10 protein-coding genes are annotated in these 15,447 nt (G+C 56.8%); 2 read left to right on the forward strand and 8 right to left on the reverse strand.

What is annotated here, in order from left to right; translation table 11 throughout:
- Positions 1 to 123: 123 nt before the first annotated feature.
- The 4 genes from DYE26_RS15060 to DYE26_RS15075 form a co-directional block, all read right to left on the reverse strand.
- Entirely contained in the window at positions 124 to 1,188 is a 1,065-nt protein-coding gene (locus DYE26_RS15060) for a sulfate/molybdate ABC transporter ATP-binding protein (protein ID WP_036625091.1), read from the reverse strand.
- 328 nt (positions 1,189 to 1,516) lie between these two features.
- Complete coding sequence (locus tag DYE26_RS15065) at positions 1,517 to 2,113, reverse strand: TetR/AcrR family transcriptional regulator (protein ID WP_036625094.1); 597 nt, start codon at positions 2,111 to 2,113, stop codon at positions 1,517 to 1,519.
- Between the two features lie 5 nt (positions 2,114 to 2,118).
- Positions 2,119 to 2,751 (reverse strand): YigZ family protein, encoded by a 633-nt coding sequence (locus DYE26_RS15070; protein ID WP_036625098.1) that lies wholly within the window; start codon positions 2,749 to 2,751, stop codon positions 2,119 to 2,121.
- A 112-nt stretch (positions 2,752 to 2,863) separates the two neighbouring features.
- Entirely contained in the window at positions 2,864 to 4,219 is a 1,356-nt protein-coding gene (locus DYE26_RS15075; RefSeq protein WP_036625100.1) for a glucose-6-phosphate isomerase, read from the reverse strand.
- A 232-nt stretch (positions 4,220 to 4,451) separates the two neighbouring features.
- On the opposite strand from DYE26_RS15075, the gene DYE26_RS15080 reads away from it, so the two are divergent.
- The gene (locus DYE26_RS15080; protein ID WP_036625103.1) at positions 4,452 to 5,348 is read left to right on the forward strand and encodes an NAD(P)-dependent oxidoreductase; all 897 of its coding nucleotides are present in this window, start codon (positions 4,452 to 4,454) and stop codon (positions 5,346 to 5,348) included.
- 105 nt (positions 5,349 to 5,453) lie between these two features.
- Here DYE26_RS15080 and ppnP read toward each other — a convergent pair whose 3' ends face one another.
- The gene (gene ppnP, locus DYE26_RS15085) at positions 5,454 to 5,768 is read right to left on the reverse strand and encodes a pyrimidine/purine nucleoside phosphorylase (protein WP_036625106.1); all 315 of its coding nucleotides are present in this window, start codon (positions 5,766 to 5,768) and stop codon (positions 5,454 to 5,456) included.
- 34 nt (positions 5,769 to 5,802) lie between these two features.
- The gene (gene tkt, locus DYE26_RS15090) at positions 5,803 to 7,830 is read right to left on the reverse strand and encodes a transketolase (protein WP_036625110.1); all 2,028 of its coding nucleotides are present in this window, start codon (positions 7,828 to 7,830) and stop codon (positions 5,803 to 5,805) included.
- A gap of 903 nt (positions 7,831 to 8,733) precedes the next feature.
- On the opposite strand from tkt, the gene DYE26_RS15095 reads away from it, so the two are divergent.
- Positions 8,734 to 9,852, forward strand: a complete 1,119-nt coding sequence (locus DYE26_RS15095) for an IS110 family RNA-guided transposase (RefSeq protein WP_036623922.1) — start codon at positions 8,734 to 8,736, stop codon at positions 9,850 to 9,852.
- A gap of 599 nt (positions 9,853 to 10,451) precedes the next feature.
- On the opposite strand, the gene DYE26_RS15100 is transcribed toward DYE26_RS15095, so the two are convergent.
- Entirely contained in the window at positions 10,452 to 13,406 is a 2,955-nt protein-coding gene (locus tag DYE26_RS15100) for a VWA domain-containing protein (protein ID WP_115311230.1), read from the reverse strand.
- Complete coding sequence (locus tag DYE26_RS15105) at positions 13,390 to 15,399, reverse strand: vWA domain-containing protein (protein WP_036625114.1); 2,010 nt, start codon at positions 15,397 to 15,399, stop codon at positions 13,390 to 13,392. The genes DYE26_RS15100 and DYE26_RS15105 overlap by 17 nt, the downstream gene beginning before the upstream one ends.
- Positions 15,400 to 15,447 lie beyond the last annotated feature (48 nt).

Here is a 15,447-nt window from a genome sequence, read left to right on the forward strand (position 1 = left end):
ATAGATAGGCTCGACAGGACGTAAAACGGACAATTTGAGCGAATTCTATTGGATATTTCCAATGAGAGATCAAATTCTCGTTTGATATTCGCCAATCTATTGGATTTCTCCAATGGAATAATGTCAGATAATAACGCTAAGCGGGTTGCCTTTCAGCGGGTTTTCCAAGATCCAGCTGCGCTCGTCATTGAACAGATAAGCCCGGTGGACGAGCACGCGCACCTCTTGCCCGGGTTTCAGCGTCTCTTTTTCCAGCGAGCGGAAGGTCGTTAACGTGTGGCCCCCGACTTCAACTTCCACCAGCCATTCGCTGCCGCGGAAATGCAGGTGCTTTACGATCCCCGGAGCCGTAGCGGAAAGCAGCGTAAACTCATGTTCGGCCCCCACCTCGATGTATTCCGGCCGGATCAGCGCCCGCGTCCCGGGTCCGCCGCTTTCTTCCTCAAATCCTTTGAGGTCGGCCGCCCGCTCGACCAAAGTCGATTGCCCGATAAACGAGGCGACAAACGGGGTTTGCGGCTCCTTGTAAATATCCCAGGGCGTGCCTTTTTGCTCGAGGCGCCCCTGGTTAATGATCATGATTTCATCGGCCACTTCAATCGCTTCGTCCTGGTCGTGGGTGACGAAAATGGACGTAATGCCGACGCGCTCGATCAGCTCCCGCAGCCAGGAACGGAGCTCCTGGCGGATTTTCGCGTCGATCGCCGCAAACGGCTCGTCGAGCAGCAGCAGCTGCGGCTGAGGCGCCAAAGCGCGGGCAAAAGCGACCCGTTGCCGCTGACCGCCGGACAGCTGATGGGGATAGCGGCTCTCAAAGCCCTTGAGCCCGGTCAGCTCGACAAGCTCGCTGACCCGGCTTCGTATTTCCGCCTTAGGCGCCTTCTTAACCTGCAGGCCAAAGGCAATATTATCAAAAACGGTCATATGCTTAAATAAAGCGTAACTTTGGAATACGAAACCGATGCCCCGTTCCTGGGGAGCGAGTTCGTTTACCCGTTTTCCATGAAACAGAATCTCCCCCGCATCCGGCTGCTCCAGTCCGGCCAGCATCCGCAAAATCGACGTTTTGCCGCCGCCGCTGGGCCCCAGCAAACCGATCAGCTGCCCCTTCTCGATCCCGAAGCTGACATTCTGTACGGCATGAAAAGCGCCGAAATGTTTATCCAGATTTCGTACTTCAACATGCATGCAAAGCCACATCCTTTCCAGATTCCGCAAGCCACCCGTGCCGTCAAACCGTTTCCCGAAAAAACATGAACCCCTTCATTATGTCTATTCTGATGTAAATACTCGGCTTTATATATGGATAGATTACCAAACCCCGGGCCTTCCGTCAATCCGTAAATGGGCTAAGGCCAAGCGCTATGAGAAACATTTTTATGGCAAAAAATAAAACCGGCTGCTTGCGAAATGAGCTGGTTCATTTCACGTCCACCGGTTTTGTAAAGTAATGTTATAAAGTATTGATGCTATGATAGTGTAAATGATTAAAGCGTTAATTTAAAACAAAAACGCCTCATGACGTTATCCGGTAACAGCTGTGGCTCAAAATTTTCACATGGGCCACCGCTGCGGGCTTGATTTCCTCAAAGGTCAGCCGATCCTGGATGTAGTAAGAGATAAATCCATGCATCCCCAAAAACATGCTGAGCGGAAGAGACGGATTATCTTCCAGCGGGTGCTTTTCCTCCTGCAAAAAACTGCGAACGATGGATTCGAACATGTTAAAGCATTTGGTTTGCTCGCTGCGGCAATACGCCAATATTTCCTCATCCCTCAGCATGAACATGATTTCGTATTGGTGCGGATGCTCCAAGCCGAACTTGATGAATTCCAGCATCAGCTGCTCAGTCTTGGTCAAACCCTCAGCGGGCGGACGTTTGGCCACCTGCTCGCACAGATGGGCTAAAGATTCGAAATCCTTGACCACGATAGCGTAAAATAATTCGGCTTTTTCCTTGAAGTGATAATACAACGAGCCGTGACTGTAACCCAAATGCTGACCGATGCTCCGCATGGAAATTCCGCGGTACCCTTTTGTAATGAATAAATGCCGGGCCGCTTCCATAATTCTTTCTCTCGACAACTCCTGATCTACTGCTCTTCTTGCCATAGGCGTTATTCCCCTTCGATAAAGTAAACCTGGTCACCTTCCGCCATCAGCGCTTGTCCCCCCGTCAGATCCGTCATCCAAGCGATGAAGGCCTGCGCTTCATGATGAAGCGGCAGACAGCAGAGCGTCACCTTATCTGCAAACACCGTATCCCCCGTACGGATTCCGCGGTTTCGCAGTTCATTTTCCACCTTGCCCAGCCAAGTATATTCCAGTTCCGCAAACACTTCCTGGTGCAGTACCCGGGTTATGGCTTCCCCCGCTTCGATCGCCGCAACCGCCCCGTCCGTATAAGCGCGGATGAGACCTCCGGCCCCCAGCATGATGCCGCCAAAATACCGGGTAACGACGATGGCGACGTTTTTGAGGCCCTGATTTTTGATTACTTCCAAAATGGGCTTGCCGGCGGTGCCGCTCGGCTCCCCGTCATCCGACTGCTTCTGGATTTCATCCCGCTCGCCGATCATATAAGCGGAACAATTATGCGTGGCGTTCCAGTGCTTTTTCTTGACTTCCTCAATAAAAGCTATCGCTTCGTCTTCCGTTTCCACCGGCCTGACGTGTCCGATAAACCTCGATTTCTTGATGACGATTTCTTTCTCGCCGGCTCTTCGAACCGTCTTATACCGTTCCAGCATATGAATCCATCCTTATGAATGTGCCAAGAAGCAGCCCGGCCGAAACATGCGGCGAACTGCTTCCTGGCGCTGTATCTTTCCTTCGAAAAGGGGACCTGCTTCCGAAAAGCCGTTATTCGGAAAGTCTTGCTTCCAGTGCGGCCTTTTCCTTTTCGTATCCCGGTTTGCCGAGAAGCGCAAACATGTTTTTCTTGTAGGCCTCAACGCCCGGCTGGTCGAACGGATTGACGCCCAGCAGGTAACCGCTGATGCCGCAGGCTTTCTCAAAAAAGTACACGAGGTAGCCAAACGAATACGGCGTCAAATCAGGCACGTTGACGACCAGGTTCGGAACCTGTCCGTCCGTATGCGCGAGCAAGGTGCCTTGGAACGCCTTCTTATTCACGAAATCGAGCGTTTTGCCGGCCAGGAAATTCAGCCCGTCCAAATCGGCCGGATCGGATTCGATCGTGATGTGGCTCGGCACTTCCGTCACCTGAATGACCGTCTCGAAAATATTCCGGTTGCCTTCCTGGATAAACTGCCCCATGGAGTGCAGGTCCGTGGAGAAGTCGACCGATGCCGGGTAGATCCCTTTAAAGTCTTTGCCTTCGCTTTCGCCGTACAGCTGCTTCCACCATTCCGACACATAGTGCAGGGAAGGCTCGTAGTTCACGAGAATTTCCGTCACTTTGCCTTTGCGGTACAAAGCGTTGCGGACAGCCGCGTACTGGTAGCTGGCGTTCTCGGCCAGGTTCGGGTTGCTGAACTCTTTGGCCGCGTCCGCCGCGCCTTGCATCATTTCGTCGATGCTGATGCCGGCGGTCGCGATCGGGAGCAGGCCGACGGCCGTCAGCACGGAGTAACGTCCGCCCACGTCGTCCGGAATGACGAACGTTTCATAACCTTCCTCGTCGGACAGCTTCTTAAGAGCGCCTTTGGCGCGGTCGGTCGTCGCGTAGATCCGTTTGCGCGCTTCTTCCTTGCCGTATTTCTTCTCCAGGGCCGCGCGGAAAATCCGGAAAGCGATCGCCGGTTCCGTTGTCGTCCCCGATTTGGAGATGACATTGACGGAGAAATCCTTGCCTTCGATCAGCTCCAGCAGGTGATTTACGTAAGTCGAACTGATGTTGTTGCCGGCAAAATAAATTTCCGGCGTTTTGCGCTTGTCCTTCGGCAAAATATTGTAGAACGAATGAGACAGCGATTCGATCGCCGCGCGCGCGCCCAGGTAGGAGCCGCCGATGCCGATGACGATCAGCACGTCGGAATCGCTTTGGATCTTGGCCGCCGCCTTCTTAATGCGGGCGAACTCTTCCTTATCGTATTCGGTCGGAAGGTTGATCCATCCCAGAAAGTCGGACCCGGCCCCCGTACCGTTATGTAACTGCTCATGAGCCGTACGGACCTGCTCGGCAAGATAATCCACTTCATGCTGTCCGACAAATTGCAGGGCTTTGCTGTAGTCAAAGGTTACTTTTTTCGACATGTTTGAAAATACCTCCGTCTATTTATTTAACCCACTTTCCTATCCTAAGAGGCAACATTCAAAAGCTGAGGCGTGATCATTTTAACGTCTTGAGCTGAACTTTCCTCTCAAACAACTTAAACCTAGGATACTGTAAATTTCCAGCGAAAACAAGGGCACATTATACAGGTTTTAGGCCCTCTATGCTAAAATAATTAAATGCTGTTCAATTTTTGTTGAAAGGTGATCGTTTATGAAAAAAATCGGATTTATCGGACTGGGCACGATGGGCGCTCCGATGGCCTCCAACCTGCTGAAGCAGGGTTATGAGGTTGCCGTCTACAACCGCACCGCGTCCAAAGCCGCTGCTCTCGCCGAACAAGGCGCCGCCGTGGCCGCCTCGCCAAAGGAAGCCGCTGCCGCCGCCGACGTCGTCATCACGATGGTCAGCAACGACGCCTCCATCGCCGCCGTTTACGAAGGGCCCGAAGGCGTGCTTGCCGGCCTGCGTCCCGGGACTAAAGTCATCGACTGCTCCACGATCTCGCCCGCGCTCGTAAAGCAGCTGGCGCAACAAGTTTTCGCGCTGGGCGGAGCTTTTCTCGACGCGCCGGTCACCGGCAGCTCGCCGGCCGCCATCGCCGGCACGCTCGTCTTTATGGTCGGCGGGCCGGCCGATACGCTGGCCGAGGTCATGGACATCTTTGAGACGATGGGCAAAAAAGTGCTGCATATGGGCGAAAACGGCAGCGGCGCGGTGGCCAAGCTGGCCCATAACACCATCGTCGGCATCAACAACTTGGCGCTTGCCGAAGGCTTCGCCATCGCCGCCAAATCCGGCCTGCCCGCCGACCTGTTCCTGGAGCTGGTGCAGCTCGGTTCCGCAGGCAGCAAAGCGGCCGAGCTGAAAGGCCGGAAAATCATCGAACACGATTTTTCCAACCAATTCTCCCTGGCGCTGATGCTCAAGGACCTCAAGCTGGCCTCGGCTCTGACCGACGGCTCGGGCATTCCCGCGCCGATGCTGAACCAGGCCAAAAGCCTGTTCCAGGCGGGCGAAACGCAAGGCTTCGGCGAAGAGGACCTCTCCTCCGTCGTAAAGCTTTACGAGGCTTGGATCGGCCAAAAAATCGGCGATAAAACGGTGTAACGATCCATCGGGCTCTCCCCGATATTTGTAAAAAGGCAGGTACAGCGCCATAACGCTGTTAACCTGCCTTTTTATTTGCTTTTTGCGGCATGCGCGCACCCGCCGCTAGACGTACGAGCAGCAGTAATCCGTGACGCTCCGCACTTCCAGCTTGAAGGAAGACTTGGCGGGAACGGTAAACGTTCCGCGGCCGCTGATTTCTCTCCACAACGTTTCGCCCGGAAGCAGGACCTTCAGGTCCCCGGACAAAATGTCCATCACTTCCAGCGAATCCGTTCCGAACTCGTATTCCCCGGGGAGCATGATCCCCAGCGTCAATTTGCTGCCGTCCTGAAGCCATACGGTCCGGCTGGTCACTTTGCCGTCAAAATAAATATTGGCGTTCTTCTCCACGGTAACATTTTGCAATTGCTGCGCCACGTTCCCCTCTCCCTTCGCGACCCGGCCGCCGAGATTATTTGTTCAATTGCGCTTTTACGTGCTTAACGACGTTTTCGACGGTGAAGCCGTATTCGGCGATAACTTTGTCTCCGGGAGCGGACGCGCCGAATTTATCGATGCCAAGCACGGTTCCGCTTTCGCCGACGTAACGTTCCCAGCCGAACGGATGCGCCATTTCCACGGCGACGCGGGCTTTGACGTTCGGCAGGATGACGGAATCTTTGTACGCTTGATCCTGCTGGTCGAACAGATCCCAGCTCGGCAGGCTGATGACGCGGACGTGAATGCCTTCTTCGGCCAGCGCGGCTTGCGCTTTAACCGCCAGCTGCACTTCGGAGCCCGTCGCGATGATCTGCGCCACCGGCTTGCCGTCCTTCGCGTCGGATACGACGTAGCCGCCGCGTTTTACGCCGTCGCGCGCCAGCTCTGCCGTGTTCTCGAGAATCGGCAGGTTTTGGCGGGTCAATACGAGCGCTACCGGATTCGCTTTGTTCTCAACCGCATAAGCCCAGGCTGCGGAGGTTTCGTTGCCGTCGGCAGGACGGATGACCGTCAGGCCCGGAATGATGCGCAGGGATGCGAGCTGTTCGATCGGCTCGTGGGTCGGGCCGTCTTCGCCAACGGCGATGCTGTCGTGCGTCAGCACGTAAGTTACCGGAAGCTTCATCAGGGCCGACAAACGCACCGCCGGACGCAAGTAGTCGGTAAATACGAAGAACGTGCCGCCGAACACTTTCAAACCGCCGTGCAGCATAATTCCGTTCATGGCCGCGGCCATTCCGAATTCGCGGACGCCGAAGTACAGGTTGCGGCCGTCGCGGGTTTCCGGCGTGTACATGGCAAGGTCGTTCAAATGCGTCATCGTCGAGCTTTCCAGGTCGGCGGAGCCGCCAAGCAGCTGCGGTACGTTCGGCGCCAGGCCGTTCAGCGCGTTGCCGGAAGCGACGCGGGTCGATACCGCCTTATCCGAAGCGCCGTATTTCGGCAGCTTCGCATCCCAGCCTGCCGGCAAATCCCCGGCTACCGCGCGTTCGAATTGAGCCGCAAGCTCCGGATATTGGGATTTATATTGGGCGAACGTTTCTTGCCATGCTTTGTAAGTAGCGATGCCCCGTTCTTTGACTTTGGCAAAATGCTCGCGCACTTCTTCAGGGACATAGAAGTCTTCTTTATAAACCCATTTATAGAACTCTTTCGTCAATTGGGCTTCTTCCGCCCCCAGCGGGGAGCCGTGCGTGCCGCCGTGGCCGCCTTTGCCCTGCTTGTTCGGGCTGCCGTAGCCGATGATCGTCTTCACTTCGATCAGCGTCGGGCGCTCCGTATCGCGTTTAGCTTCTTCGATCGCCGCTTCGATCGCGGCCAGATCGTTGCCGTCCTTAACGAGCAGCGTTTGCCAGCCGTAAGCATCGAAGCGCTGTCTTACGTTCTCCGAGAAGCTCAGATTCAGCTTGCCGTCGAGCGAAATATCGTTGGAGTCGTACAGGAAAATCAATTTGCCCAGCTTCAGGTGGCCGGCCAAAGAAGCCGCTTCGCTGGCCACGCCTTCCATCAGGTCGCCGTCGCCGCAAATGCCGTAAGTATAGTGGTCGACGACTTTCAGATCGCCTTTATTGTAAGTCGCCGCAAGCTGCGTTTCCGCCAAAGCCATGCCGACGGCCATCGCCAGACCTTGGCCCAGCGGTCCCGTCGTGGCGTCTACGCCCGGAGTATGCCCGAATTCCGGGTGGCCCGGCGTTTTACTGCCCCATTGGCGGAACTGCTTGATTTCTTCCATCGGCAGGTCATACCCGCACAGGTGCAGCAGGCTGTACAGCAGCATCGAGCCGTGACCGGCGGATAAAACAAAGCGGTCGCGGTTGATCCAGTTCGGAACGTCCGGGTTATGGTTCATCGTTTTGGCAAACAACTGGTAACCCATCGGCGCGGACCCCATCGGCATGCCGGGATGGCCGGATCTCGCCTTTTCGATCGCGTCGATCGCCAGCGTCCGAATCGTCGTAATCGACAAATTATCGATCGTGTTGTTCTCTGAAAGTGGCATTCATTTTCCTCCTTAATCATCAAAAGATCCTTGAAAACCATGAAAACTTAACTTTGCGATTACAAAACAATCAAATTGAAAAAATCATTTTGACTTTATTTATTGTATCATCATTTGTAACCCATTACCATATCATTATTGCCAAGGTGTTCACTCGAAATTACTTTGCAATCATTTTTGCCGCTCTTTCATGCAGGCGACGATCTCCCCCCCCCCCTCGAACGTCACCATTAAATAAAAAAAGCCCCTTTAGAGAGAAGGACCTTATTCGGGCCTATTACTCAAAGGAGCTAAACCTAGTTATGGCCAATCCTTATTAAGGAGGTACACTCCTAAAAACACCGATAGAATTGATAAAAGCAAGATCGCCCTTCTTAATTCTGTTTTTCAGTAAAACTCGAAAACTAAGAAATGTTCTAACGGTTGTGAGCGACGCTAATACGGCATAATCAAGGGTTTTTCCATTCTAACGGCACTAGCGTTGCATTAAATCCGACAAAATACAATTTCTCGCCACCACTCTAACGGTTGCCACAGCCGCTATTTGCTCCAATATCGCCGTTTTCAAATTCTAACGGTTGCCATAGCACTTATTTAGCTAAAACCCGGCGATTTGGGCTTAGATTTGAGCAGATAACCGCGCTCACAACCGTTAAAATTTTGAAAGGGGCTTTTTGGGCAAAATAGCGACTAATACAACCGTTAGATTTCTGGCGTAATCTCAAATGGAATTGCGGGCAAGGTGTACCGGAGATTTTGTGTAGGCGTTAATGCAACGCCAGTGTTCTAGCTATGATGAACGTAAACAAAAGACAGCCCTCCATATTGCTACATCTCGTAGGTTAAAATGGATAGTGAAAACCAAACCATTTCAGAGCTACATAGCAAAGGAGAGCTGATACTATGCAGTCTACCACAAAATTCGTCGGTTTAGATGTATCCAAAGAAAAAATTTCGGTTGCTATTGCAGATGCAAGCGGTGAAACTCCTCGCTATTACGGGAGCATTCCTCACACCCCGGCGGCGCTGCGCAAGCTGATCAAAGAACTGGGACCGGCCGAAACGCTATCGTTTTGTTATGAGGCAGGTCCGACAGGTTACGAAACCTATCGCTGGATCACCTCCATGGGAGCCCATTGCGTTGTCATTGCTCCGTCGCTTATTCCCAAACGCCCTGGCGATCACGTGAAGACGGATCGACGGGACGCCGAGCAGCTTGCCCGTCTGTTTCGTGCAGGAGAATTGACTCCTGTCTACGTCCCGGAGCGGGAAGACGAGGCTTTGCGGGAGTTGGTTCGCGCCCGGGAGGCCGCCAAAGAGGACGCGCATCGGGCACGCCAGCGGATATTGAAGTTCCTGCTCCGCCATCAAATCGAACCGCCGGCTACGATAAAGCGTCGTTGGACCCGGAAGTACCGTTCCTGGCTGGAGCAACTGACATTCCCTTATGAGCCCATGCAAGTAGCCTTCGACGAGATGCTCCATACCTTAAATGAGATCGAGCAGCGGATGGGGCGTTTGGAAAAAGCCTTGGTTCAGCAAGCCACGGTCGGCTCCAAGGCAACTCTGATTCGGGTGCTTCAGTCCCTGCGTGGGATTGGACTACTGACGGCCGTCACTCTAGCTGCTGAGATCGGTTCATTTACTCGCTTCCGCTCCCCGGCCCAACTCATGGCGTATTTAGGGTTGGTTCCTCGTGAGAGTTCAACCGGCCTGAGTACTCGGCGCGGAAGTATGACCAAAGCCGGTAACGGGCGCTTGCGCCGATCCTTGGTGGAATCCGCCTGGAGCTACCGTCATCGGCCTGCGGTGAAAGGAGATCTCGCCAAGCGTTTGGATGGCATGCCGGCCGATATACAACTGTTGTCGTGGAAAGCGCAAGAAAGATTGCATTACAAATACCGTCATCTCATTTTTGGAAAGAACAAACACAAAAATGTGGCCGTAGGCGCGGTGGCCAGGGAGCTAACCGGGTTCATATGGGCTGTTGCTCGAACGGTGGAACAACCGGTGGCTAACTAACGCCCCTTCCGTCCCCTTTGGGGAGACGCAGGGAGCGTTGCCCCCTGCACCCCCACACTCGCCGTGAGGCGTTCCTCATTTCCAATGAGGAATAGGAAAAGTGTTGATTTGAACCTAACCGCTTGTCAAGAAAAGCGCTTGACAAGCTCACGCCTGAGCACGAGGCCCGGGAGCAAACGAAGGTTCCGGGAGAGAATTTGCGTCAACCGTTTGCACTAGGTGAGTAACTGAACGTGCGCTTCTAGCTTGCAAGAGCTCTCCTTGACGAAGGCATAACATGTGGTACCAACCCACGGATAGCAGCGTGCCGACCGTCGCTCGCATTTTTGCTCTCGCGCCACGTGCTCAGGCACCTCTCACACGGAGGGCTTGACAAAAACGTTCATAGCAACGGTTTTGAGAAGGCTAATTTAGCCTTTTCTCGGCGGTTTCGGGCTTTTTTCTTGTAAATAAGCTCAGTCACAACCGCTAGAAATGGAACCCTCGACTTTTTGACCAAATAAGCACGCTCACAACCGTTAGCGTAAATCATCGTCGGATGGACTCTCGCCAAGCGCTACGTGTCCTCCCATTTATGTTGCGTAACTAAAGGGAAGAGGCTAACGCCTGCTTCGCCGCTTGGCCTCCAGCAGGCGGCCAAGCGGCGAAGCCCCCGGCCCGCTGTCCTGCGGCGGGCCGGCAGGCGCCGAACCGGCTCCCTCCCGCGGGGGAGCCGGCACTTCGGCCCGCGGCTCCTCGCTCGCGGGCCCCTGGCCCCCGCCCGCCCCGCTGCGCGGAGGGCGGGCCGGCGGGGCGGGCGCCGCTGGCGCCCTGTCGGCGGCGTTCTCGCCGACAGCGCCGCCGCGGCGGGCGCCTGCCCCGCCGTAAAACGCGGCCGCGCGCGACTTGCGCGCCGCGAGCCGGGCCAGCCCGGCGTCCGCCTCCGCGGACGCGCCGGGCGCGGCCCCGTCCGCCGCGCCGCCCGGCGCGCGGCGGCGCCAAGGCATGGCGGCGCGCACCAGCGCCGCCGCCATGCGGTCCCACGGCAGCGCAAGGCGGCGGATCGCGATGTCCGCGAGCCATAGCAGCAGCGCTGCCATCAGCAGCGGCCGCTGCAGATCGTGCGGCGACGGGTAAGGCTTGGCCGCAAATTGAAAGGCCGCTTCGGGCTTGTTCCAATCCAGCACCCGGCCCCCCGTGCTGTCCGCGATCTTCCGCAGCGTGTCCGGCGGCGCCCCGCTCGGCAGCCGGTACTCCGGGGAATAAGGGATGACAAAACCGGTCCCGGTCCCACCATCCACCTGTTCCCCATCGCTTTTGCCCTGCAGATGAACGAGGAACGAACCGGGTTCATCGGCCAGCATCGTCCCCCGGTAAACCCCCGGCGAGGTTTGGGCCAGCGGCACCCGCTCCTCCCGCAGATTTTCGCCGCTGACCGCCGCTTCAAGCTCTTCCGGAGGAGCTTCATCCTCGGCGGTAACCTCAAATAGAACCTCGTTCCCGCGAATCGTCGTGTTTACCTCAAATGGAGACGCCGAAAACTGCGGAAACGTCCATTTCACCATTTCTGTGAACAGGCCGGCATAGGACGGCCAATTCACCCAATCCCGCGACCATTTTCCGGTCAGATCACTGGTCCAGGCCACGCTGCGGCCGGAGCCGTACTGCCATCTAACCAGCAGCGGGTCCGGCTCGGGGCTGGACAGCACCGTTTGAGCCGTCGCTTTTGGCGTAGCGGCCACATAACCGTAAATTTTCGGCACCCCGCCCGCAAACCATTTTCCCCAATCCCCCGGCGATATCAGGGCCGGCACAAACGGCTTGTCCACAATGTACGTTCGGGCGACCATGGCGGCCTCCCGGCTAAAGATCGCCGGCAGTGTCGTGGCATCCGTTACCGGATAATACCGGCCTTTGGCCTCCTGAGCCAGCGACTGCAGCAACGCCGCATCCGCGTCTTCCCCGACCGCGACCGTGGACAGCGTGATTTTTGAGCTATTCATCGTTTCGAGCAGCGCGCCGTATCCCGAGTCCGCGGCCGACTGCCCGTCGGTCAGCAAAATCAAGTGCTTGCGCTGCGCCTGGACATCCAGCAGCTTGTTCAGCGCGCCTTCGACGGCCGGGTAGATATTTGTCCCGCCCCCGCTCGGAATGCCGTTAATTTGCCCCAGCACGTCTTTCTTATCGCCCAGCTTCTGCGGTTCGACCACCCACCAAGGCTGATCGTCGAAAGCGACGACGCCGACCGTATCCTGAGGACGCAGCAGCTCGACCGTGCGCTGCGCCGCCTCCTTGGCCAGCTTCAATTTGTCCCCGTCCATGCTTCCCGACCGGTCGATCACGAGAATCAGGCCGAGGGAAGGAATTTGCCGTTTGCCCTCCAACTCCATCGATACCGGCAGCAACTGCTCGATCGGCGTTTTGAAATAGCCGCCCATCCCGTAGCTGTCTTCACCGCCGACCATCACAAACCCGATGCCAAAAGAGCGGACCGCCTGCTCGATCAATTCCATCGTCTTCCCGCCAATCCGCTCGGCGGACACATTGTTAAAGACGATGCTGTCATAGCCGGCATACTTGGTCAAATCCGCTGGCAGCATCCCCGGATCGATTACAGAGTAATCGACCAGACCGGATTTCAAGGCGTTTACCAGATTGGCGGATGTCCCGCGCGCTCCTTCCACGATCAGCACCTTCGGACTTCCGGTGACCCGTGTAAACGCATAGTTCGCGTTGTTGGCCGACTGCTCGTCGCCGTCAGCGAAAATCTCCGCCCGATAGCGGTGCATCCCCTGCTTTTGCGCCAACCCCTGCAGCGTGAAGCGGTTGTCTCCACGCTCCAGAGTCACTTTGTGCCGGCCGATCTCGCGGTTGTCCTCGTATAAGCCAAGCTCGGCGCTGCCCGAGAACGTGCTGCGAATCAGTACTTCAAAGGCAAACGATTCCGCCTGATACAGTTTCCCGGGCACCTGAAACTCCTCGACGGACGCATCCTTCCGCTCTTTGACGGGTACGGGCAGCACATCGACGGCAATCCCCCGCTCCTTCAGCAGGCTGGCCGCCTTTAGCGCATCGCCTACGTTTTCTTCGCCATCGGAAATCAAAATGATCCTTTGGTTACCCCGTCCTCCGAACAAACTGCCGGATAGTTCCAAGCCCTGCTCCAGGTTGGTAAAATCGGGATGAACCGCCGCCTTCAGGCTGTCTGCGGAGACGGATTGCGTATCCAGACTTTTGTCCACTGCGGCGTTCAGCCCGGCAACTACGATGCCTACGCGGTCTCCCGCTGCTTTTCCTTCCCCGGCCCGCCCAATCCACTCGCTAACAAGCCCCGTCTCCGGCATGCTGGCGGAGCGGTCCGTCAAAATCACGACTTCCTTGTCCTTCACCAAAGTGTACGTCTGGACGCCGGCCAGAACCGCTGCCAACAGCACCAGGATCGCCGCGCGCAAACCGACCGCCAGCTTCCGGCGCCCCCCGCTTAATCTAAAGTCGGAGCGATAGGCGTAGACCACGCCGGCAGCCAGCGGCACAAGGAGCAGCAGAAACCAGGGATGATCAAATCGAACGCCCACGCTGATACACCCCCCACTCCGCCAAAATCACCAGCAAAGCCAGCAGAGCCGCCAACGGCACAAGCGATTGCCGCGATTGCGGCGGCGAAGCGCCCGAAAGCTTGCTATGCTCAGTGTCTTTGGAACCCTCGGCACCCTTAAGCCCATGGCTGTCCACCGGTGCCGCCGAATCGCCGGAAAATCCAATCGGAAACGGCTGCCCTCCCCCGGAAATGCCCGATTCCGCAGGATCGGCGGCAACCTCAAGCTGATAAGCTGCAAGCTTCTCACCGTCAGCCCCTAGCATCTCAAAGCGCCACAATCCCGGGATTCCCGGGGAGGTCTGCCGGGAGGCCACGCGGCCCATCTTGCGCGCTGCGGGAAGCTTCGCCGCGCCGGAGCGCAAAGCATAACCGTCAACAGGAACCCAGGTGGCCTGCTCCGCCTCCGCAGGGACGGGAATATCGACCTCGGTTCCCGCCGTCAAGCGGCCGAGCCCGGCCGCTTGACCGGATTGCAGCCATTTTACGGCATTGCTCACCAGGATCGGAAATTCCGGGCGAAGCGGCAAATCGCTGTCTTCAAGCGCAAATAGGAACGCCAGCCTTTTCCGCCCGGCTTCCGTCCCGGCATACGCCGCCGGCTGTCCGCCGATCTCCAAAATCGGTTTGCCCCATGCCGGAACCTCCTGATCGAGAAGCTCGCCCGTTGGCGGAGTCGTGAACGATAAATAACGGGTGACCGGGTGATTGACCGACTTCACTTCCCCGCTGGCCAGAGCCGCTTTTTTTCCATCGCCTCCCCAGGTCCACAGCGGCGTTTGACGAAGCAGCGCAGCCCAAGGTTCCCCCTGCAGAAACGCAGGAGGAACACCGTCGATCACGATCAGATCCGGCTTAATCCCGGGCAAAGCCGGCCGCCCCGCCGCTGCGGCTTCATCCGTTCCGGCCGGGACTGTATTCATCCGGGTAACGCGGGCCCCGGACAACTGCAGCGCCTTCTCCAGAAACAGATTCCCGGGGGAGATGAACAGGATGTCCGGCTCATCTCCACTCTCGAGAAAAGCAAAGGCTTCGTTGTCGGGCGCATAGTCGTCCTCGGGACTTAAGCGGAGCCGGTATACGTCCGCCGAGGGCAATTCATCGAACGGAACCTGCAGGCTTTTTCCGCCTTCCACCGTAATTTGCTTGGAGGCGAGCAGCTTCCCGTCGCCAAACAAATCCAGATTGGCCTGGATGGAGACATTCCGGTAATTCCGCACCACAGCTGTACCCGCAACCATGTCTTGGCGACCGCCGCCGTTCTTTACCCCGAATTGCTCGACGGCCGCGTTCGCTTCCGCTCCTTCGTTCACGGCTGCGATCTCAACCGGTACGCCGCCCGCCGCGAGATCATCGGTACGTTCGGGCCAGCGGCCATCCGAATATACGATGACGCTCGCTTCCGGATCGTCCCGCGTCAAGGCTTCCGCAAGCGACAAAGTCTCGCGGTATGCCGCTTGCCCGTAATCGGGGGCAAGCCCGTCGACCGCCCGGTTCAGTGCGCTTCGGTCCCGCTCCCGGGACAACAGCACTTCCGGCTCGCGGCCCAATCTCACCAAAGTGATTTCCGCCCCCGTTCCCAAAGCGTCAATGCGCGAGCGCAATTGTTCCTTGGCCCGGTCCAGGCGAGAGCCCGGTTTGTTCTCCGCCTCTCCGCCGCCCCAAGCTGCGCTCATGCTGGCTGACGTGTCGACGACGATGACCACATGCCCGGTACGGCTGCCAGAGGTCCACACGAAAGGCTGCATCAGCGCAAATACGAGCAAAGCGGCGACGAGCAGCTGCAGCCAGAGCAGCAGCCGATTCTGGAGCTTCTGCCACGGACGGTTGGCTTCGATGTTGCGCAGCACGCGGTTCCACAGCAAATGGCTGGGCACGAGCGTATCGGTATATTTTCGTTTGAACAGATACATCAGTACGATCCCCGGAAGCGCAAGGCCAAACCACAGCCCCGACCAATCCAATACCCCCATGACTTCATTCCCCCACGTTGATGATCTAACATACGCAACAAATCACGA

Origin of the sequence: Paenibacillus macerans (assembly GCF_900454495.1) — a bacterium.
Taxonomy (GTDB): Bacteria; Bacillota; Bacilli; order Paenibacillales; family Paenibacillaceae; genus Fontibacillus; species Fontibacillus macerans.

What these genes read in the sequence shown, in the direction of transcription:
- DYE26_RS15060 (WP_036625091.1), bottom strand. Translation starts at nt 1,188, where the DNA reads ATGCATGTTGAAGTACGAAATCTGGATAAACATTTCGGCGCTTTTCAT.
- DYE26_RS15065 (WP_036625094.1), bottom strand. Translation starts at nt 2,113, where the DNA reads ATGGCAAGAAGAGCAGTAGATCAGGAGTTGTCGAGAGAAAGAATTATG.
- DYE26_RS15070 (WP_036625098.1), bottom strand. Translation starts at nt 2,751, where the DNA reads ATGCTGGAACGGTATAAGACGGTTCGAAGAGCCGGCGAGAAAGAAATC.
- DYE26_RS15075 (WP_036625100.1), bottom strand. Translation starts at nt 4,219, where the DNA reads ATGTCGAAAAAAGTAACCTTTGACTACAGCAAAGCCCTGCAATTTGTC.
- DYE26_RS15080 (WP_036625103.1), top strand. Translation starts at nt 4,452, where the DNA reads ATGAAAAAAATCGGATTTATCGGACTGGGCACGATGGGCGCTCCGATG.
- tkt (WP_036625110.1), bottom strand. Translation starts at nt 7,830, where the DNA reads ATGCCACTTTCAGAGAACAACACGATCGATAATTTGTCGATTACGACG.
- DYE26_RS15095 (WP_036623922.1), top strand. Translation starts at nt 8,734, where the DNA reads ATGCAGTCTACCACAAAATTCGTCGGTTTAGATGTATCCAAAGAAAAA.
- DYE26_RS15105 (WP_036625114.1), bottom strand. Translation starts at nt 15,399, where the DNA reads ATGGGGGTATTGGATTGGTCGGGGCTGTGGTTTGGCCTTGCGCTTCCG.